At 67.9% G+C, this 19761-nt stretch carries 20 protein-coding genes; 17 read left to right on the top strand and 3 right to left on the bottom strand.

Features of this window, described 5'->3' with window-relative positions; genetic code table 11:
* Nucleotides 1-1662, bottom strand: a 1662-nt coding sequence (locus tag BG452_RS06585) for a thioredoxin domain-containing protein (RefSeq protein WP_411292889.1), incomplete at its 3' end; no start/stop codon positions are given.
* Nucleotides 1662-1844 carry a DUF255 domain-containing protein gene (locus tag BG452_RS48025; RefSeq protein ID WP_411292888.1) on the bottom strand — a complete coding sequence of 61 codons (183 nt, stop codon included), beginning with the start codon at nucleotides 1842-1844 and terminating at the stop codon, nucleotides 1662-1664. The genes BG452_RS48025 and BG452_RS06585, both read right to left, overlap by 1 nt.
* 67 nt (nucleotides 1845-1911) lie before the next feature.
* Here BG452_RS48025 and BG452_RS06580 point away from each other — a divergent pair, with 67 nt between their 5' ends.
* The 4 genes from BG452_RS06580 (at nucleotide 1912) to BG452_RS06565 (ending at nucleotide 6880) form a co-directional block, all read left to right on the top strand.
* Nucleotides 1912-3558 carry a recombinase family protein gene (locus BG452_RS06580; RefSeq protein WP_188303209.1) on the top strand — a complete coding sequence of 549 codons (1647 nt, stop codon included), beginning with the start codon at nucleotides 1912-1914 and terminating at the stop codon, nucleotides 3556-3558.
* Nucleotides 3559-4045: 487 nt separating this feature from the next.
* A complete protein-coding gene (locus BG452_RS06575) occupies nucleotides 4046-4600 on the top strand; it encodes a hypothetical protein (protein ID WP_223241838.1) in 555 nt (184 codons plus the stop codon).
* A 139-nt stretch (nucleotides 4601-4739) separates the two neighbouring features.
* Nucleotides 4740-5975 (top strand): MAB_1171c family putative transporter, encoded by a 1236-nt coding sequence (locus BG452_RS06570; protein WP_188303208.1) that lies wholly within the window; start codon nucleotides 4740-4742, stop codon nucleotides 5973-5975.
* 278 nt (nucleotides 5976-6253) lie between these two features.
* Nucleotides 6254-6880: an HAD-IA family hydrolase gene (locus BG452_RS06565; RefSeq protein WP_188303207.1), complete on the top strand. Its 627-nt coding sequence runs from the start codon at nucleotides 6254-6256 to the stop codon at nucleotides 6878-6880.
* Nucleotides 6881-7066: 186 nt separating this feature from the next.
* On the opposite strand, the gene BG452_RS06560 is transcribed toward BG452_RS06565, so the two are convergent.
* Nucleotides 7067-7942, bottom strand: coding sequence for a helix-turn-helix domain-containing protein (locus BG452_RS06560; protein WP_188303206.1), 876 nt, complete (start codon nucleotides 7940-7942; stop codon nucleotides 7067-7069).
* A gap of 584 nt (nucleotides 7943-8526) precedes the next feature.
* Here BG452_RS06560 and BG452_RS06555 point away from each other — a divergent pair.
* From BG452_RS06555 to BG452_RS06490, 13 genes are all read left to right on the top strand, one after another.
* Entirely contained in the window at nucleotides 8527-8727 is a 201-nt protein-coding gene (locus tag BG452_RS06555) for a hypothetical protein (RefSeq protein ID WP_188303205.1), read from the top strand.
* A gap of 99 nt (nucleotides 8728-8826) precedes the next feature.
* On the top strand, nucleotides 8827-9417 hold the full coding sequence (locus tag BG452_RS06550; RefSeq protein WP_188303204.1) for a WhiB family transcriptional regulator: 591 nt from the start codon (nucleotides 8827-8829) through the stop codon (nucleotides 9415-9417).
* A 58-nt stretch (nucleotides 9418-9475) separates the two neighbouring features.
* Nucleotides 9476-9835, top strand: coding sequence for a hypothetical protein (locus BG452_RS06545; protein WP_188303203.1), 360 nt, complete (start codon nucleotides 9476-9478; stop codon nucleotides 9833-9835).
* Nucleotides 9832-10689 (top strand): hypothetical protein, encoded by an 858-nt coding sequence (locus tag BG452_RS06540; RefSeq protein WP_188303202.1) that lies wholly within the window; start codon nucleotides 9832-9834, stop codon nucleotides 10687-10689. Before BG452_RS06545 ends, BG452_RS06540 begins: the two co-directional genes overlap by 4 nt.
* A 2-nt stretch (nucleotides 10690-10691) precedes the next feature.
* Nucleotides 10692-11417 (top strand): ATP-binding protein, encoded by a 726-nt coding sequence (locus BG452_RS06535; protein WP_223241847.1) that lies wholly within the window; start codon nucleotides 10692-10694, stop codon nucleotides 11415-11417.
* The gene (locus tag BG452_RS45350; RefSeq protein WP_223241837.1) at nucleotides 11417-12178 is read left to right on the top strand and encodes a DUF6195 family protein; all 762 of its coding nucleotides are present in this window, start codon (nucleotides 11417-11419) and stop codon (nucleotides 12176-12178) included. Before BG452_RS06535 ends, BG452_RS45350 begins: the two co-directional genes overlap by 1 nt.
* Nucleotides 12178-13401: a DUF2637 domain-containing protein gene (locus BG452_RS06520; RefSeq protein ID WP_223241836.1), complete on the top strand. Its 1224-nt coding sequence runs from the start codon at nucleotides 12178-12180 to the stop codon at nucleotides 13399-13401. The genes BG452_RS45350 and BG452_RS06520 overlap by 1 nt, the downstream gene beginning before the upstream one ends.
* Nucleotides 13402-13484: 83 nt before the next feature.
* Nucleotides 13485-14030: a hypothetical protein gene (locus tag BG452_RS06515; RefSeq protein WP_188303201.1), complete on the top strand. Its 546-nt coding sequence runs from the start codon at nucleotides 13485-13487 to the stop codon at nucleotides 14028-14030.
* Nucleotides 14031-14506: 476 nt separating this feature from the next.
* Entirely contained in the window at nucleotides 14507-15109 is a 603-nt protein-coding gene (locus BG452_RS06510) for a hypothetical protein (RefSeq protein ID WP_188303200.1), read from the top strand.
* A gap of 10 nt (nucleotides 15110-15119) precedes the next feature.
* The gene (locus tag BG452_RS06505) at nucleotides 15120-16106 is read left to right on the top strand and encodes an NlpC/P60 family protein (protein ID WP_188303199.1); all 987 of its coding nucleotides are present in this window, start codon (nucleotides 15120-15122) and stop codon (nucleotides 16104-16106) included.
* 48 nt (nucleotides 16107-16154) lie between these two features.
* A complete protein-coding gene (locus tag BG452_RS06500) occupies nucleotides 16155-16493 on the top strand; it encodes a hypothetical protein (protein ID WP_188303198.1) in 339 nt (112 codons plus the stop codon).
* 237 nt (nucleotides 16494-16730) lie between these two features.
* On the top strand, nucleotides 16731-17807 hold the full coding sequence (locus BG452_RS06495) for a hypothetical protein (RefSeq protein WP_317620927.1): 1077 nt from the start codon (nucleotides 16731-16733) through the stop codon (nucleotides 17805-17807).
* Nucleotides 17788-19761, top strand: a complete 1974-nt coding sequence (locus BG452_RS06490) for a hypothetical protein (RefSeq protein WP_223241835.1) — start codon at nucleotides 17788-17790, stop codon at nucleotides 19759-19761. The genes BG452_RS06495 and BG452_RS06490 overlap by 20 nt, the downstream gene beginning before the upstream one ends.

The following is a 19761-nucleotide window of genomic DNA, read 5'->3' as shown; positions in this document are numbered from 1 at the left end:
CTCGCGCGGCCCGTCCAGCAGGGCCTCGGCGACGGCCAGGCCCCAGCCGATGAACCGCGGGGCCCGCCCGGCCAGTGCGCCGACGATGCCGAGGGCGCGTTCGGCGGCGGTGCGGTGCCGGTCGGAGCCGGTGTACGCGGCGTAGCCGAGGAGGGCTCCGGCGGCGGCGGTCCAGCCGGAGGGGGTGGCGTTGTCGGTCGGGTCCTGGGGGCGGCGGATGAGTTCCTCGGCGTCGTCGGCGGTGTCGTACAGGGCGCCGGAGGTCTCGTCGGTGAAGTGCTTGAGCACGGTGTCGAGCAGGCCGCCGGCCAGTTGGAGCCACTCGGCCGCGCCGGTGACGGCGTACAGCGCGAGGAAGCCCTCGGCGGTGTCCGCGTAGTCCTCCAGGACGCCGGCGTTGGTGCCGGGCCGGCCGTCCCGGGAGGTGCGCAGCAGCCGTCCGTCGGGGGTGAGGTGGACGGCGAGCAGCAGGTCGGCGGCGCGTTCGGCGGCCTCGATGAGGTCGGGGCGCTCAAGCAGGGCGCCGGTCTCGGCGAGTGCGGCGATGGCGAGGCCGTTCCAGGCGGCGACCACCTTGTCGTCCCGGGCGGGTGCGGGCCGGGCCGCCCGCGCCTCGAACATCCGCCGCCGGATCTCCTCGTACTCGGCGAAGGCCCCGAACTCGGCAACGGCCCCGGACTCGGACTCGGGCTCGGTGAGGAGTTGGAGAACGGATGTCCCGTGCTCGAAGGTCCCCTCCGCCGTCACCGTGAACAGCCGGGCCGCGGTGGCCGCGTCGGCCGGGCCGAGCAGGTCGACCAACTGGCCCGGCTCCCAGACGTAGTAGGCGCCCTCGGCCGTCGCCCCGGTCTCCTCGTCGAGGCTGTCCGCGTCCAGCGCGGAGGCGAACGCACCCTCGGGCGTACGGAGTTCGCGCAGCAGGAAGTCGGCCGTGGACAGCGCGACCCGCTGCCACAGCCCGGACCCGGTGGCCCGCCACAGGTGCAGGTAGGCGCGCAGCAGCAGGGCGTTGTCGTACAGCATCTTCTCGAAGTGCGGCACCACCCAGCCGGCATCCACCGCGTACCGGGCGAAGCCGCCGCCGAGCTGGTCGTGGATGCCGCCGCGGGCCATCGCCTCGCCGGTGCGGACGGCCATCTCCAGCGCCGCCTCGGAGCCGGTCCGGGCGTGGTGGCGCAGCAGGAACTCGATCACCATGGCCGGCGGGAACTTGGGCGCCCCACCGAAGCCGCCGTGGGCCTGGTCGAAGTCCCGGCTGAGCGCGACCAGCGCCTGGTGCAGGTCGGCGTCGGCCGGCGGGTGGTGGGAGCCGGCCGAGTAGACGGCGGCCCGCTCGGCCAGGTCGGCCCTGATCCGCGCGGCGACCTCGCCGACCTCCTGCCGCCGGTCCCGCCAGGCCGCGTCCACGCCTTCCAGCACCTGCCGGAAGGACGGCATCCCGTGCCGGGGGCTGGGCGGGAAGTAGGTGCCGAAGTAGAACGGCTCCTTGTCGGGTGTGAGGAAGACCGTCATCGGCCAACCGCCCTGCCCGGTCGCGGCCTGCACGGCCTCCATGTACACCGCGTCGACGTCCGGCCGCTCCTCCCGGTCCACCTTGACCGCGACGAACCGCTCGTTCAGGTACCCGGCCAGCCCGGCATCCTCGAAACTCTCGTGCGCCATCACATGACACCAGTAAACTTACAGAAGCATAAGTGACAGGACGCATACCCCACCGAGAGAAGGATGGGTACGTCCCGTCGCTTAGCTTCATTGATCGCCTCCTCTCCCCATGGCCACCAATCCACCGGATTGGAGGCGTGCTGGAGCAGGTACGGCGACGTCGCGTTCGCGAGTCGGTTCATACCGTCATCGTCGCATGATCCAGACCGTCCGGCGCAGCTTTCAAGCGGCCCGGCCAGGAGTAAGAACTTGAGCACACCACGTAACCAGGCACCCACGGACGACGCTCCTCCCGAGGAGACAGGGCCGAACGATCTTGAGCTTCGCGGCAGGCCCGCCGGTCTCGCACCCCCGGACGAGCTAGCACGCTTGCACCCGGGCGAGCCCTTCCTCATCGCGTACTCCCGCATCTCCGACGACTGGCGGAAGCACAACAAGAAGAAGGCCGCCACGTCTTCGTGGGCGGCGGGCAAGGGCGTAGCCAACCAGCACCGTCGCAACGACAGGAACGCGGCTCGGCACGGCGCTGTGATCGTCCACCGGTACACCGACAACGACCTGTCGGCCGCGAAGCGCGATGTGGTCCGCCCGGACTTCCAGGCGATGCTTCGGGATCTGCGCCGAGGGCTGACGCCGGAGGGCTACCCGGTTCACGGGATCATCGTCGTGGACCAGGACCGTGCTCAGCGCACGGACCGGGACTGGGAGGACCTCGTTGAGGCGCTGACCCTCGTTCCGAGCCGGCGCTTCTACACCCCGTCCGGACCCATGGATCTCACAGATGAGGCCGAGATCCTCAAGACCGGCGTCATGGCGGTGGTCAACAAGGTCGAGTCCTTGAAGAAGAAGCGTCGCATCCGCGACTGGCACCAAGACCGGATACTCGACGGCCTGCCTCACAGCGGCCCTCGCCCGTTCGGCTGGAAGGAAGACCGGGAGACGCTGGAGCCGGAAGAGGCCGAGTATCTGGGCTGGTCCATCGACGAGCGCATCAAAGGCAAGTCGATGACAACCCTGTGCGCAGAAGCCAAGAAGCGCGAGCTGACGGGTTCTCTCGGCGGTGAGATCGTTCCGACGACTCTCACGCAAATGATGACCGCTCCGCGTGTCTGCGGCTACCGAGCAAACCGTGGTGAACTCGTCCTGGATGACGATGGCTCCCCGATCGTCGGCGTATGGGAAACAGTCACCACTCCAGAGAAGTGGCGAGCAGTGTGTGCGACGTTTGGCGACGGCAGTACGTACCTGGCCCGCGGTTCCGGGACTCGCAGTATCACCGGCATACCGAAGACGGTCAAATATCTCGGCTCATCGCTGCTGCGCTGCCAGTACCGGATTCCGGAAGAGAAATCTGATGGAACGGTCACAACGAGGGTCTGCAACGCCCGCATAGCGGGCGTGAGGGCCAGCAGCAAGAGAAGCCCATACGTGTACAGCTGCTCCAAGTGCTCTCATAATGCAATCTCAGGCCCTATGGTCGACAAGCTGCTAGAGCGCTTGGTCTTGACCAAGCTCAAGCAAGCGGAGGCGACGTACATCAAGCCCGAGATGTCGTGGCCAAAAGAAAGTCAGCTCAGACAGAAAGCAGATAAGCTCGCCGGACTGGAAGCGCAGTGGAGCTCGGACGAAATCAGCGACGCGATGTTCTACCGACTCGCGCCGTCCCTGGAAAAGGAAGTCAGAAAGCTTCAACGGGAGCGCGCGCAGTTTGAATTGGCGGCAGAGTCAAAGCAGGAGGCGCCCAACGAGGTAGCCAGGAAGTGGCTATCCGGCGAGTATGACCTCTCGCAGAAGCGTCAGGTGTTGTTCGAGATGTTCGCCGCTGTCCAGGTCCTGCCTGGGCAGAGGGGGAACAAGACTCCGAACCCCAAGAGGCTCATCCCTGTGTGGAACTAGCGGGCCCGGTGCTGAACGGACTGGGCTCCATCGGCAAGTGGCGGTGACAGCGCCCCCAAGAGCGCCGTCACCGCCACTTGCCCGGATCGCTTGAGCCACGACGGAGGCCGCTCCGGCCGCCCGGCCCGACCTGGCCGACCTCACCTCGCGGGCGGTCTCGCTCGCAGGTCGCACGCCCGTACGGTCGAAGGGGACCGGGACCGCGAGCCGTCACCCCCCAGCCCGGGGCTGTGCGGCAGCAGAGGGCATTGAAGATCAATTAAGACGCCGTCATGTAATTTCGATCTTGGAATCATCACGCTGGGTAGCGTGACTTTCGCAACATTCTCTAAACGGACGTTTCGCCGTTCCTCCTTGTACGATTAGGGCTGGCCGCCGACCGGCCGGCCGCCGCGCACCTCAAGCACAGGCTCCTGACTACTAGCGCCTCGCGTATGAGTACCGGGGTGGAGCTGGCCGTGAACACCAGCATTTCAATGGAGCGACTATGCGTTGGCGCAGAGACTCTTCACAGCGCGCGCTCGTGAAGGAATGCGAAAGGCTGCTCGCCGACCTCCCTACCCCTTCTCCTTTCAGCGTCGAGGCGCTGGTGCGGAACATGGAGGGAGTGTTGGGTCGTCAGATTCAGCTAGTGCCGCTGGATGACCTCGATGGAGGGCTGGGCACGGCATGTGGTCTCCGGGTCAAAGCACCGAAGTTCACGCTCATTCTCTACCGTCGCCGTTCGAGCCGAAATCAAACCGAGCACATCATCCTGCATGAGCTCGCGCACGAATGGCTAGACCACGGAACCACGCTGACGCCTGCCGAGATCGAGCGATACGTTCCTCAGCGCGTCCGCGAGGAAGTGGTCCGACGTTTCCCGTCGACGGTGATCCAGGGACGCGTGGACTTTGACAGCCCCGAGGAGCAGCAGGCCGAGCTTTCGGCATCGCTGATAAAGCGGCTGGCACGCCGTCAGTCGATCGCGGGAGATGACATGGTCAGCCTCCTGGAGTCCTCGCTTGCCCACCCAGTTGCCCCGCCGCGGCGCATGCGTTAGCCCTGGTTGAAAGGCGACTGTCGAGGCGCTTTCCCCGCCTCACAACTCACTCCACAGCCCACCTAATTGCAATTAAGGCTGCGGCCAGCCGACCTTCGGGCCGGCGAATTGCAGTCTACTCAGATAGCCACTGGTCACGATGTCCGAATACTTTAAATACCTGACTGCGATAGTAATGACCGCAATCGCCGTATGGCGATTCCCCGCAGTTCGATACGGCGACGCCCACCGCCGTGCACTCTGGGGCGGCTACACGGGATTCGCTGTAGCCCTGTGGCTCTACACGCCGGCAGTAATGAGCATTGTGGATCGAATCCCAGTGGTGGACCTGGATGCCCTGCTGAGACACTTCGCCTCCACAGCAGCGACCATTGCAGCCCTGACTTATGTAGCCACCAGCTACGGGAAGAGCACAGAGATAGTTGTGCCCCGTCACGTGGCGGTCTCCCGCTGGATCGCCCGCGTCTCCTATCGGGCGGGGGCTGTAGGCGTCATTCTACTCACGGTTCTATTTTTCACCGTGGTGGACCGCAAGGCGCAAAGCGATGATTTCCTCGTCGACCACGCTGGACAGTGGGGAGTCGCGGTCTACATGACCGTGTTTTATTCTTTCCCACTCGTCACGGCCACGGTCTGCGGTTACCAGTGGACACGGGCAGCGCGACAGGCCGAGACCACGAGCATGCGCATCGGACTGCGTTTGATGGCGATGGCAATGTGGATGGGGCTGGTCCATTCGCTGGCCCGTCCCGGCCTCCTGTGGGTCGCGGTGGCCTTCCCTCTGAGCCCCTCCACAGTACGGTTTTTCGTGGGCGCTGAATCCATATGGATGGACCTGCTTTTTCTGATCGTCGCCGTCGGAGCAAGCATTCCGACTACCCGCGTGGTCGCAGCCCGGTGGAAGGCGTGGCGCACCCTGGCCAGGGTCTATCCACTCTGGTTTGACCTGGTGAAGACATTTCCAGGGACGAGCCTGTATCCACCTGAGGGGCGCCTCACAGAACTCTTGCAGATGCGCGTCCCCATCGACGTTCGCCTCGACCGGTGGACACAGGATATTGCCGACGCTTGCGAGAAGCTGCGCTATTACGCTCCACGAGACCTGATGTTCGCCGCAGAGGATGCCACCGCCTCGTATTCCGATCCCGAGCCGACCGCAGAGGCGTACTGGATCAAGGCCGCTCTCCGGGCCGTTGACGCCGCGCCAGCAAGTGCGGACGCTTCCGCCCCTCTGCGCGAGAAGCCTTTCGTTGATACCGACAGTGAAGCCGCGTGGCTCGCACGCATCAGCACTGCATATTCCAAGATCACCGATGATCAGGCGCAGGAGCTTCTCAAGTACGCGGCAGGAATTGGGCTCGAAGCGGATCGGTAGCCGCGATGAGTTCCGCAGGATTATTCCCGGGGTGGCGTCATTTTCGGAGCGCTGGGCCGAGGCGATCTTGAATGCGGGCCGACGAGTGACATTTGGCACCCTCCGCTGCATGAACTGGTTTGGTACCGTGGGTGTGCGGACAGATAGGTCTTGATCCGCCCGAAGGTGATCCCTGGCCTGCGACGCGCAGTTACTGTCGTCACCATATGTAGCCGGGGTCCTGACGCTGTCCCGTTTGGATGGGCGTCCGAAATCTCAGCAACCACTGGAGTTCCCGCATGTCCAACCGCACTGGCCTCATCCTCGATTTCGGCGGAGTGCTCACCACGCCGCTGCTGCCCGCGGTGTTGGCCTTCGAGCAGCGCGAGGGCCTGCCGCAGGGCGCCTGCCTCGCAGCCCTGTACAAGGACGAGGAAGGCGTCCGGATCACCAGCGACCTGGAGCGCGGAGCGGTCTCCCAGACCGAGTGGAACAACTTCGCCGGCAAGATGCTGGGTGTGTCCCCCGAGGGCCTGATGGGCCGCATCTTCGGCGACCTTCGCCCCGAACCGCTGATCATCAACGCGGCTGCTGCGGCACGGAAGGCCGGGATCAAGGTGGGCATTCTGTCCAACTCGGTGGGCTTGGCCCCGTGGGACCTGTACGACGGCTACGACCTGGAGCGGCTGTACGACGTCGTAGTGATCTCCGAGCAGCACCTCCTGCGCAAGCCTGACCCCGAGCTTTTCGAGATCACCCTCAAGCTCATGGACATGCCCGCGTCCGAGTGCATCTTCGTCGACGACACCGAGGCGTACGTCAAGGCGTCCGAGCAGCTCGGCTTCGCCGGGGTACACAACGTCGATCCCAAGGCGACGGTAGCCACCCTCTCCGACCTGCTCGGCGTGGACCTCAGCGCGGCGTAGGCCGGCGCCTCGGAGAGCCGAGGCCGATAACAGCGAACTGCGGCGTTGCCCCACCGGGCAACGCCGCAGTTCGCTGTTATCGGCAAGGTGGCGACAGCCCTCGTGCTGGCATGTCCATGCAGTGTTGGTCCATGTCAGCCGCAGCCCTCGCAGGCCGAGACTGAGGAGGACTGTGTGCCGATGGCGTCAGTCTCCGGCCGGCACATCGGGCAGCTTGTCTTTCAGCTCTCCGACGAGATCGTTGATCTTGGCCATCATCTCGGCGGACAGGCCCCCGCCGCTGCCACGTGCAGCCAGACCGAGGATCTGTCCCCGCTGAATCGAGCCGAGGAAGCGGACCGCCTCCAGAAACTCGCGGGCCGCAGGGTCGACCTCGGCATCGTCCTGGAAGAGGTCAACGTCGACCTGGAGCGCTTCGGCCAGGCCGGCGCGCACTACCTCGGAAACCTCGGCTGTCGTCCCCGCGCGGAGGGCCGCAACGTCATCGGCCGCAAGGACTGGCCCGCCCGCATGATCATTTACGAGCCGCGCGATTTCCTCGTTCGAGGGCGCCTCCTGGCCCACATACCCATGCTCCAGGAGATAGTTGATCTTCTCGCCGATCGTGCGGGGCGCCGATGCCGAATTGTCGCCCGAGGCACCGGGGCGAAGCCCGAACGAGCGGTCCTGGGCGGCCGAGAGCACCTCTTCGGTCACCCCGTACGCCTCGGCGAGCGGTTGCACATAGGCGTCGCTCAGCCGACGCCGACCCCTCTCCGCGTTGCTCACCGGCAGGCGACTCGCGCCGATGGCCTCCGCGGCCTGCGCGATGCTGAGGCCGGCATCGCATCGCAGGAGTTGCAGATCCGGCGGGCCATCGTGGGGGAAAAGATCATCGAGGGGCAGGCCGAGAGCCGCTGCAATCGCGGGCAACTTCTCGCCCTTGGGGAGGTCCTGCCCGCTCTCCCATTTCGCCACGGCGGGGGCGGTGACGCCCACCTTGGCGGCCAAGTCACCCTGGCTAAGCTCCTGGCCCCGTCGGGCAGCGCGCAAACGCTTGCCGTCGAACTGACGTGGGGGCACGTGAACTCCAGGGTGGGACGGGGCGGGCGGCGTCAGGGTAGCGACAACCCAAGGTTGATACTTCTAGGAAAATAATGTAAGTTTCTGTATCGAACCTGCTGGTCGGGCTCCGCCCTCTATGGTGCCATCCCCAGTGGACTCCTGTGCATGCTGCACTTCGATGCCTGCTTGCGCAACGGTCCGCCGGGGAGCCCGGCGCCGCAGGGAGTGGGCCCGGCAGGAAGCAGGGCGAAATGAGACCGGCGTCCTGGAGCTACTAACTCCTGGACGCCGGGCTGGCACCCGAGGGGTGCCAATTCACTACTACGCGGGCAACGGAACTTCTTTGGCGAGAGGCCGCTGCGCGCGTTCCTAGCAACCATGGAGTATCGCATGCGTGCCATGCCGAAGGGAACCCCTTCCCCAGCAGCTGACCCCAGTCAGCTGCGGCTCGCCCATGACGTCAGCGACGTCCGCTCTCTCTCTGTTCCGGGCGGTGGACAGGCCGCAGGCCGGCCAGCAGCGCGCTGCGCGTGCATGCCCCCGGCTCTCTTGGGGCCCTCGAACCTGGCTATGTCTATCCGGCTGGAAGCGTGAGGGCGGCCGTGGCCAACGCTGACGACCTCGACGCCTCCATTGACGCCTGGGTGAGCGAGCAGCTCGCCGCCTCGCCGGACTGGGGCCACGAGCGCTGGGAGACGTTGGGGAAGATCCTCGGTGTGGAGTTCTCGGTCCCGGGTGTTTCGCGTGTCTACACCTTCCCGAAGCCTGTTACCGACGGCTCGGTCGACAGCGAAGCCGCGTAGTTAACGCCTCCCCGCAATCGAGGGCTCCAATAGCTCTCAATTCCCTTTCATGCACCAGGCCGAATCCGGTACTGCGTGCCGCAAGCACCATGAGGCGAAATGAGAACCACAATATCCGACCTCTCCGAGGCGGCTTTGCGGGGCAACTGGGGCCCCCTTCTCAGGGAATCCGAGAAGGCTCGCGGAAAGCACTGGGCCGAGAATGCCCGGTGCGCCGGGCGGGATACCAACCTGTTCTTCCCCTGCGGGGACGGCCCGCACTCGGAACCCGTGGAGACCGTGGAACGGCTGGGCCTTTCCCTGTTCAGACCACTGAATCTGTGCGCGGCCTGTCCTCTGGCGACAGCCGCTCGTTGCTTGATCGAGTCCTTGCGGGACGACGAGTGGTTCGGCATCCGCGGCGGCCTGATCGCCTCGGAGCGTTCCGCTCTGCGCGCCAGCTGGAAGCAGCGGGTGGACGAGGGCGCAGTAGGACGGGCCCTCCGGGGCTCTACAGCGGCGCTGAGCAAGGCCGAGCGCAGGGCAGTGGTCGCCCGGTTCGCGGAAGCCCCTACGACGATGGACGCCGCTGCCGTGGCGAGGGGGCTGGGGATCACACACGAGAACCTGCTCAGGCTCGCCCGGACCTACCGGCAGAAGCGCCGGACCGAACCGGCCCCGACGCCGGCTCGAAGCACTGATGCTGCCTGACGGCGGCGAGGAAACGATTCTTCCCGCAAGGAATCCTTTGCGGCCCAGGAGCTTCTCCATGTCTCAGAACAATCTCACCTCCTCGACGCGGGAATGCCTCGGAGGTGCAATCAGGGAAATCGCGCCCACTGCCGTTCTCGTCCGGCTGTTTCCGGAGCCACGGGCCGCCACCTACCTGTTCGATCCGGATTTCTACCGCAGGTCCCTCGACCGGAAGGTCGAAGAAGGCGTGGCGCGGTTGATCCGCCGGACTTTCGACGGAGCAGACTGGCGGCTCGCCCACGACCTCTACCTTCCGACCGGGGAGCTTTATATCACCCCGGACCCGCGCCAGACCGGGTACATCCCGGAAGACGACCTGTCCTTCGGCCTCGCCCCGGCGCGGCTCGTAGCGATATTGGACGGAACCGGCGCATGAGCGATATAGCAACTGACCTGGTCTGGTCAGAATCCAAGGCATGCCGAGGTTCGCGGCTCGTCCTGCTCGCTCTCGCCCGGGAGGCGGACGATGGGGGCCGAGCGAACCTGACCCTGGAGGAGATATCGCGGCTGACCGGTCTAACGGTCCGCTCGATCACGACCTGCCTCGGTGACCTGATATCGCTCGGAGAAATCAGCCGCGAAAGCGGTGGCGGGCGCTCCAAGTCCAGCAGCTACTCGATCCTCCTCGTCGGCCAGGCCGGCGGCAGTGCGGGGATCACGGGGATGGATCTTCCCACTTCCGACTCCGGTGTACCGCAAGTCGGAAAGAGCTTCCAGGAAGGAGCTTCCAGGAAATCCCCGGCAGCCCCCTCCAAGCGGAAGTATCTTCGTGGCGAACCGGAAGTTTCTTCCTCGCGTGCGCGTGGTGGTAATACTCCCTACGGGAGTATTACCACCCAAAAGCAAGCTAGCTTTCCTGGTTCAAACCTCCGTGAAGTTCCAGCCGGTCAGGATTCGGTCGAGGTCCCGGAGGGCTCCAAGGAGCTGGTAGCGGCGATGACCGGGGCGGGGATGGTCGTCGGCTGGCGGCTGACCGAAGCGGAGTGGGGCCTGGTAACAGCTCTCTCGGCCCGTTGGGGGCACGAACGGCTGGTCGAGATGGTCGCCCGGCGCTGGAATGCCGACCGCCCTCCGCTGTCCGCCCGCTACCTGCTCCGCATCTGGGCGGACCTTCCGGACCAGGTCCCGGAACCGGCGGCACAGACCAACGTCGTCCCGCTGCGGCGGTCCGGAACCTGGGTTCCGTTTCAGAACACCGCCCAGCCCAGCGCTTACCAGAACGGATTTTGATCATGGCCCACCCAGAGCGCGTGGCCAGCGCCGCATCCCTGCGGGCCATGGAACGAATACTCGCAGCGAGAGGGCTACAGGCCGTGCCGGAAGCGAGGGACGACGACTCGCGCGAGGCGAACCCGGGTGATCGGCAGTGGCACCACCGGGCCCGCGCGGAGTACGCGCTGAACCGCTGGGATGCCGCGACGCCGCCCCGGTACCGCGACGCCGAAGCGACCCTCCCGGAGGTAGCGGCCTGGGCCGATCGTGCTCTGGCCGACAACGCCGCCGCCGGTGCCCTGCTCCTGACCGGCCAGACCGGCACGGGCAAGACGCACGAAGCGTACGGGGCGCTGCGGAGAATCGCGGCCGGCGGCCCGGACCGGTTCGAGGTGATCGCCATGAACTCCGCCGACATGTACGGCAGGCTCCGGCCCTCCCAGGTCATGGGCGCTGCCGAGCGTGAGCTGCGCAGGCTCAGCGAAGTGCAGTTCCTCCTGCTGGACGACCTCGGCACGGCGAAGGTGTCGGAGTGGACCGAGGAGGTGACGTACCGGCTCTTCAACTACCGGTACAACTTCTGCCTCCCGACGATCATCACATCGAACCTACCCGCCCGGGACGAGCACGGGCCGGACTTGACCGACTTCGTCGGGGCGAGGGTGGCGAGCCGCCTGGCCGAGATGGTGACCAGCCTCGTCCCGATGATCGGCACGGACCGTCGACGCGGCGGGAGGGCAGCCTGATGCCCGTTCGCCTGCGCGGAGCGGCGCCGGACGCCGCCGCCCTGTCCACAGCCTGTGCATACGTGGGGCCTCTCAGCCCGTACGCGAACCCGTTCACCGCCGGGGACCGAAGCCCTTCACCAACCGGGGCGGCGATGGACGCGGAGGAGGCGGTGGACCTGTTCGCCACCACACTCCGGGGCCCGGTCGGCCGCTTCTACGCCGACGAGTTCGCCCAGGCGCTCCGCGGCCTCGACCTCATGTGCACCTGCCCCCTCGACGTGCCGTGCCACGCGGACGTTCTCCTCCGTCTCGCCAACAGCAACACGATCTCCACCAGCTACTCCTTGGAAGGCCCTCCGATGCCCCACCCGATCATGGTCTCTGCGGCCGAACACCTCACGGCCGGCGAGAAGCGGCGGACCGCCGCACGGGAAGACGCCTTCCGAACCTGGGGTCCGCGGTCCGTCGAGGCGGCGGCGCGGTACGCCCTCCAGCTCCTCGGCGATGAAGCGGTCACGCTGGAGTGGGAGACGTTGGGCCTGCTGAGCTTCGAGGAGCACCACCAGGCGTTCGCCTCGCTCGACACCGTCGCTGGTCAGCACCTGGAGTTGTACTACTCCGACCAAGGCGGCACGGAGTCCATCACGCTGCGGGTGTCGTGCATGAGCTGCCCCAGCCAGCACGTGCGCGAGGTGACCTCCCTGGAGCAGCTCGGCCAACTGCTGTCGCAGACTCCGGCCTGGCAGTTCATCGCTCCGCAGGACGGGGGCAACCTCTGATGGCCCGCACGCACATAGAACCGACGGCCGAAGGTCAGCAGGTCACGCGCACCCAGCAGGGGATGACGGCCTGGGACCGTACCGCGATCATCATGCTCGGTGCGGCCGGCTTCGCGTTCTCCTTCGACGCGCTGCGGCAAGTCGCCATCGCGATCCACGCGAGCGAGACCATGAGCTACCTGTTCCCGATCTTCATCGACGGCTTCATCGGGTACAGCGTGCGGGCGATCCTGCTGCTTCGCCACCAGTCGTTCAGCGCGCGAGCGTACGTCTGGTTCCTCTTCCTGACGGCCACCGGAGCGAGCCTCGGGGTGAACGCCTTGCACGCCGTCACGATGAACCGTGGTCCGGAGTCCGGACGGTCCACACTGCATCTCGCAGACGGCGTCGTCGGAGTGCTGTCCACGCTCGCGCCACTGGCACTGGCGGGCTCCGTGCACCTCTACATCCTGATGGCGCGGACCGCCGAGCTGTCCGTCCGGGACGACGCGGACGGCGGTCCCGGACCGGTCCGCGAAGCCGTCCGGTCGCCTGCGGCGGGCGAGGAGACGCCGGAGCGCCACTCTGCGGAATCCGGCCCGGTGACCGAAGCGCTGGCCGTCCCGTCCACGCCGTCCGTTGCTGTCCCTGCCGTCGTTGACCTGCGAAAGTCCGGAACCCGTCATGTCGGAGCTCCTGGCCCGGGGAGTCCGGCTGTGCCCCCGTCCGCAGCGGCGGCCCCGGCGGACGAAGGTCAGGTCCTGGCGAACGGGCGGCCCGCCGGTGTCGCGGAAGGGGAGATGCTGACTCCATCCCCGGCGGCTGACGAGGCCCCGGCTGCGGAGCCGGTCCGCGACCGCGCGGACGGCAGCGAGCCGTCCGTCCCGGACGATGCCGAGCTTCCGCAGAACGGGGAGTCGCTACCGTCCCCGGCAGCGGCCGAGACGCCGGTTCCGGAGCCGGGCCGCGAGCACGCGGACGGCGGCGAGCCGCCCGTCCCGGACGACGCCGAACTCCCGCAGGACCGGGACGCCGCCGACGACGAGTGGCTTGAGGAGCTGCTGCCGGTCGCGTGGACCGCCTACCGGGAGAGCGGACGGATCAGCCGTGACGCGATCAAGGAGGCCGTCCGCGCACACCAGCCGATCAGCAACGACCGCATGGGGCTCCTCCTGGCCAGGTTGAAGGACGAGGTGGACCAGCGCGCCGCTGCCCCCGCCGGTGCCTCCGGCGCCCTTTGGTGATCTCATCGCATTGGTGTCGCGTGGTCGCTGCGGTCCCCCACCGCAGCGACCACGACCGGCCCCTTGACCAGGAAGGAAAGGCCATGTGGCGACGTCGGCAGAACCGCGCCGAGGAGACCGCCCGCGCCGAAGGAGTGCAGGCAGCGTCCGCGCTTGCGGTTCATCTCCAGAACGGCGGCCGGCTGGTGCCGGTCGAGACAGTGGACGTCCCGCTCACCGAAGGCGAGACGGTCTTCGCCGACGTGTGGTGTTCGGCTGCCCGGTTCTACGGGACCGACATCATGTACCCGCGGTCGACGGCAGGGTACTGGGAGAACCACCCGACGTTCGGCCAGCAGTGGGTGCCCAACCCGCTCGACGCCCGGCGCCAGCGGGAGGCCGAGGCCGCCGCCGAACCACAGTGGCGCGACCACACCCCGGCTCGCCTCGTCCTGACCTCCACGGGGGTGCGCCTCAGGCCGACCGGCTCGCCGACCTGGATGCCGTTCGACCACTGCCTCCTCACCGAGCTCACGGCAGGACCGGACCAGCTCGTGCTCTCGTACAGCGTGTGTGCCCCGCTGCTGGTCGCCGGACCCGTCGCCCCCTGGCTCGGGGTGGCGGTCGAGCACCTTCGCCAGGCTGGCTGAAACACCCTCGCGGCCAAGAAGCCGGAACCTAATTCCTGGAATTAGGTTCCGGCTTTTTTGCTGATTCGAGTTGTCCGCAGACCTCTGTGAGGATTTAGGCACGGCCAACGCCACAAGGCGATTTTCGGCCCGCCGGAGCCTGCTTGCCGGGCTTCCATTTTCCCGAGAGGGGCTGATGGCCTTGATATGAGTTACCGATTTGCGCGCAGCGCCCCCGACCTATGTCACAGGTCGGCAGGCGCTGGAATCGGCATCTGACCTGGACGAAGGTCTTCCGACAGCTCCCGTGAACAGCCTACGGAACGGAACGGCACGGCATGTAGCCGCCCTGTCCGCGAATTCTACGGCGTCGAACCGCCGATAAAGCCCGCAGAGGCAATCCCCCTCCTCTGCGAAGGGGTGTTGCGGCCCCCACCCCCCTGGGGCCGCAACACCCGATCTCTCAAAATCCCTCGCACCAAGATTGTGGATTCCGCATGCCCCGATCCAGCCGCTTCATACGCATATCCGCAGCCGTGGGCGTCGTCGGCACCCTGGCCGCGCTCTCCGCCGGCTGCTCCAGCGGACCGGGCGCTTCCCGCCCCTCCACCGCGCAGCCGAACACCGTCTCGGCGAGCAGCACGGAGGTGACCACGGTCCCGGCCGCACAGAGTTCGGCCACACCGCCGAGCACCTCCCTGCCGGCAAATGTCGAGCAGGCCGCGCGGGCGTTCACCACGGCCTACGCCGAGCACGACGCCCGCGACGGCAAGGACAGCTCGTTCGCCGATGCCGGGGCCCGCGCCTCCCAGCTCGCATCGGGCGACCTGGTGGCCATCCTCAGCCAGAAGCGACCCGGCCAGGACGCGGCGTGGGCCACGCTCCGCGCCGAGAAGGCCCGGCAGACGGTCGAGATCACCTCCAGCGCGGTTCCCGACGGCGCCCCGGCACCTACTCAGTCCGTCGCCCTGGTCCGGGTGGGCTACACCCTCACCACGGCCCCGGCCTCCGGACCCGAGCAGCGGAGCGGCGAACAGCTCGCCCTGCGGCTCGAACACACCTCCCAGGGCTGGCGGGTCACCGCCCTGCCCTGGGCGTGACGGGGCCGCGATGAACAAGGGCACTCAGTTCGGCCTGGGCCTCGTCTCAGCCATGTTCGTCGCGGGCGTCGCCCTGCTGACCACCTTCGGCGGCGCCGACAGCGCTTCCGCCAAGGAGACCGGCCCGGGCGGCGGAATCGCAACGGACGCACCCGTTCCCGGCTGGGTCCGCGACCTCGTCAACAAGAACGCGGGCCAGTGCCCGCAGGTGACGGCCTCGCTCCTGGCGGCACAGCTCTACACCGAGTCCAACTTCGACGCCAAGGCCGTGTCTCCGGCTGGCGCCCAAGGGATCGCGCAGTTCATGCCCGCGACCTGGGCCCAGTACGGCCAGGGCGGTGACGTCTTCAACCCGGGCGACGCCGTCGCCGCGCAGGCCCGCTACGACTGCGTCTTGGCCGACGAGGTCAAGGGCGTAGCGGGGGACTCCACGGAGAACATGCTCGCCGCGTACAACGCGGGCAGCGGGGCCGTGATCAAGTACGGCGGCATCCCTCCGTATCAGGAGACCCGCGACTACGTCCGCAACATCCGCGACCTGGCGGCGAAGTGGGCGGACGGTGTCTCGCCGAACGCCCCGGGCAGTGGTGGCGCCGCTCGGGCGGTGGCCGCCGCGAAGACGGCCTTGGGGACTTGGTACCAGTGGGGCGGCAACTGCGTCTCACCGTATGCGGGTTCGGACGGCTGCGACTGCTCCTCGCTCACCAAGATGGCCTGGGGCTCGGTCGGCGTGAATCTTCCGCGGACGACCTACGACCAGGTCAATTCCGGCACAGCCGTGGCGAGCGTGTCCCAACTCGCCCCGGGGGACCTGCTGTTCACTCCTGGCTCGGACGGAAGTGCGGCGTCTCCTGGACACGTCGGGATGTACGCCGGCGACGGCCAGGTCATCGAGGCGCCGCACACAGGAGCAGTCGTACGGCTCACTCCGCTCGCCCAGTGGACCGGCTCGGCGGGGCCAGCCAACACCATCACCGCGATGCGGCATATCGGCTGATCATCGCAAATTCCCTAATCCACCCCTCAAGCACCAAAGGGTCTGAAAATGTACAACCTCCTGTCTGCCGCTGCCGATCCGTCCCTGCACACCACCCTCGCCGCGGGTGCCGACGTCGTCTCGGGCGTCACCCCGGACTGGGGCCCCTTCGGGAAGCTGGGCACCACGGCGAAGGTGATCCTCGGGGTCATCGCCGCCGTCACCCTCGTCATCGGAGCCGGCGCGTTCCTCGCGGGCGTCGCGAAGTCCAAGGGGTGGTTCGGCGAGGGCCACTCCACGATGGAGAGTTCGCGCGGCAAGGGCATGATGGTCGGCGGCCTGACCGTCGTCTTCCTGGTGGCGTCCTTCGGCACGATCTTCGGCATCACCTACGGCATGGGCGTGTGACCTATGGCCTCCCGATCCCGTAGGAGAAACGATTCTTCACGAGCGGCCGGTCCGCCTCGGTCCGCCGCGAAGCTCTTGGGCCTTGCTGTCGGCGGGGTCGCGGTCGTCACCGTGGCCGGGGTGATCGTCAGCCTCACCACCGGCACCCCGTCCGCATCCGCTCCCTTGGCGTCTTCACCCGCCCACCCGGCCCCCCGGGTGAACGCGGAACGGGCCCGGGAGGTCGACGGTGTCCCCGTGGGCTACCCGCACACGCAGACCGGCGCGAAGGCAGCGGCGGCCAACTACACCGTCGTCAGCGGCAGCACCGCCTTCCTGACGAACAGCGAGCGGCGGCACAACGCCGTGGCGGCCATGGCCGCCCGGGACGCCGCCGACTCGGCCAGCAAGAAGGCAGATCTGGCCGCCACTCAGGCGGTCGCCTCCCTCCGGGGTGACACCCCGGAGGTCTCCGCCGATCAGACCATCGCCCGTACCGGCGTCCTCTCCGCCCGTGTCCTGGGCTACGACGACCAGGGGGCCATGGTCCGGCTGTGGACCACGACGGTCCGCGGCAGCGCGGCCGGGCACGCGACCCCGGTAGCGGGGTACCAGTCGGTGACGGTCACCCTGGTCTGGGAGTCCAACGACTGGAAGCTCAAGGACAGTTCGAGCTCGGCGGGGCTGGTCGCGCCGATCGACGCGCGGCAGGCGTCCAACGTAGCCGGAGACTTCTCCGGCTACGCGCCGGCCGCTGCGGACGATCCGGTCGTGACCGGCGCGATGCGGCCGGACGGCTTCCCCGCACCCTACGAGCAGAACGAGAGCGGGGCCCGGGCTGCTGCGGTCAGTGCCGTCATGCTGTACGGCGACGCGCGGTTCTTCACCGACAGCGACTGGCGGCGCCAGATGCTGGCGGCCACCGCAGCACCGAGCGTGCTGGGGTCGGTCACCTCGGACTCGGATGCCACGGCCCGCCTGGTCACGGAGAACCGTGGGGTCGGGACGGACGGCAAGTCGGCGGACGGCAGCGAGCTGATCACGCGGACGGCCGTCCTGGCGACCCGCACCATCTCCTGCACCGACCAGGCCGCGAGCATCGAGCTGTGGACCGCGTCGGCCGGCGGGGTCGCGGGCAAGGACGAGACCCGCCGTCCGCAGGTCGCCTTCCTGCGGATGACCGTGGACCTCGTCTGGATCGACGGCACGTGGAAGACCACCGCCGTCACGCCGTCCGCACCGCTCGTTCCGTCGCCGCCCGCGATGCAGCAGGCGGACTCGGCCGACAGCTTCGCCACGGTGGGGGGTGTCGACAATGCGCCTGCGACTGCGTGACGACGCTCCCGGCCTGCTGCGGGTCGAGCAGAGCGCACCGGGCCGCTGGCAGCGGAGGCTCCGGACCATCGCCATGGTCAACGTGGTCATCGGGTTCTTCTTCATCCCGGCCGCCAGGGCGGACTCCATCTTCTGCTACATCCCGATGGTGTGCGAGGCGAAGGCCGCGATCGACTTCGTCAAAGACCCGCTCGGCTTCCTGCTGCAGAAGCTGACGGAGGCCAACATCTGGTTCCTCCGCAAGATGCTGGAGCTGATCCAGAACACGACGAAGGTTGACCTCACGTCGCCCGGCTTCCTGAAGCAGTACGCGATCATCTTCGCTGCCTCCAGCCTGCTCACCGTGGCCCTGTGGCTGATCGCCGTGGCCAAGCGGGCGGTCCGTGGGGTCAGCATCACCACCGCCGTGGGCGAGGCGATCGGCTTTTTGGTCCTCCAGTTCATCGTCAACGCGCTGACGCCGGGGGCCATCGCGCTGCTGCTCAAGGCGATTGACGAGGTCACAGCCGTCTTCGAGCCCTACGCGACAAGCAACTTCAAGCCCTTCCTGGAGAACATCCTCACGGTCATGGCAGCCAACCCGACCGATGGCGTGGGGCAGTTGCTGGTCGTCAACCTGATCATGATGGCCGGTGCGCTGCTGATGTGGATCGAGCTGTTGATCCGTGGTGCCGCGATCTACGTGGCCGTCGCGCTCGGTCCCGTCGTGAACGCCGGTCTGGTCGACCGCGACCTGTGGAACAAGAGCAAGAAGTGGTTCGGCGGCATCTTCGCCGTCGGGCTCAGCAAGCCGGTCCTCTTCGCCCTGCTGGGCTTGGGCGGCGCGGTCCTCAGCGATAGCACGGGGTCCATGTCCGACGCGGTCTCCAAGACGCTGATCGGCGCGCTGATCCTCCTGCTCGCCGTCTTCGCGAGCGCCACGCTCTACAAGTGGGTGCCGGCCTTCGGTGACCAGATGGCTCAGCTCCACCACGACCGGAAGGCGGCCCAGTCCTCCGGCCCGGCGGCTGCGATCGACGGTCCTGGCCAGCACGCGAACAGGGCGATCAACTCCCGGGTGCAGGACGCCGTGGTCGGCGGCGGGAAGTCCGCAGGCGCCAAGGCAGCCGGGGCCGGGGCCAAGATGGGCGGCGGAACTGCCGCCGCAGGTGGGCCCGTTGCCGCTGCGGCGGCCGTGGCCAAGGCCGGGTTCGACGTGGCGAAGAACAAGGCCGCCAGCTCACCCGGCGCGCAGGGTGCCGACGTCGCTAACGGCGGCCTCGGCTCCGAGCAGCCCCAGGGGCAGCCCGAGAGCAACGGCCACACCGGGGCACCGGGTGTCCCGGCCGGCCACCCGGAGGGCACTTCCTCCGGCCCGGTCGTCGGTTCGGCCCCGGACTGGTCCGCGGCCAACGGGCACGCCGCCTCCGAGGCTCCGGCCATCGCCAGCCCGGAAGGTACCTCCTCCGGCCCGGTCGTCGGCTCAACGCCGGACTGGTCCGCCGCCAGCAGTCACGCCTCTTCCGGCACTCCGGACGCTGCCCGTCCTGCGGAAGCAACCTCCGGCCCGGTCGTCGGCCCCGCCCCGGCTCAACCTGGCGGCAACACCGCCCCCGGCGCTCCGGCCACCGCCCGCCCACAGGGCACGAGTTCCGCCCCGGTCGTTGGCCAGGCTCCGGCCCAGCCCTCGGCACCGCGGGCCCGGATGGCGCTGAACTGGGACGAGTTCGCCGGCCCCCCGTCTGCTCCGGTCACCGCACGACCGCTCCCGCCGCAGGCTCCGCCCCCGGCAGCAACCGCCCCGGCACCGCTGCCCTCGGCGGCACCGACGCCCCGCCCGCCAGCGGCGCACTCCTCCCCCTCCCCCGCACCAGGAACCAACCCGGGCTCCGGGCCCACCGTCTCGCCCACGCCGCAGTCGCGGCCGACCGGCGGACAGGCCCCCGGCCGACCGGACCCCAGCAAGGACCGATGA

It is taken from the genome of Streptomyces sp. CBMA123 (assembly GCF_014596465.1).
Lineage (GTDB): Bacteria > Actinomycetota > Actinomycetes > Streptomycetales > Streptomycetaceae > Kitasatospora.
This window is presented reverse-complemented; position numbering and strand designations above follow the sequence as displayed.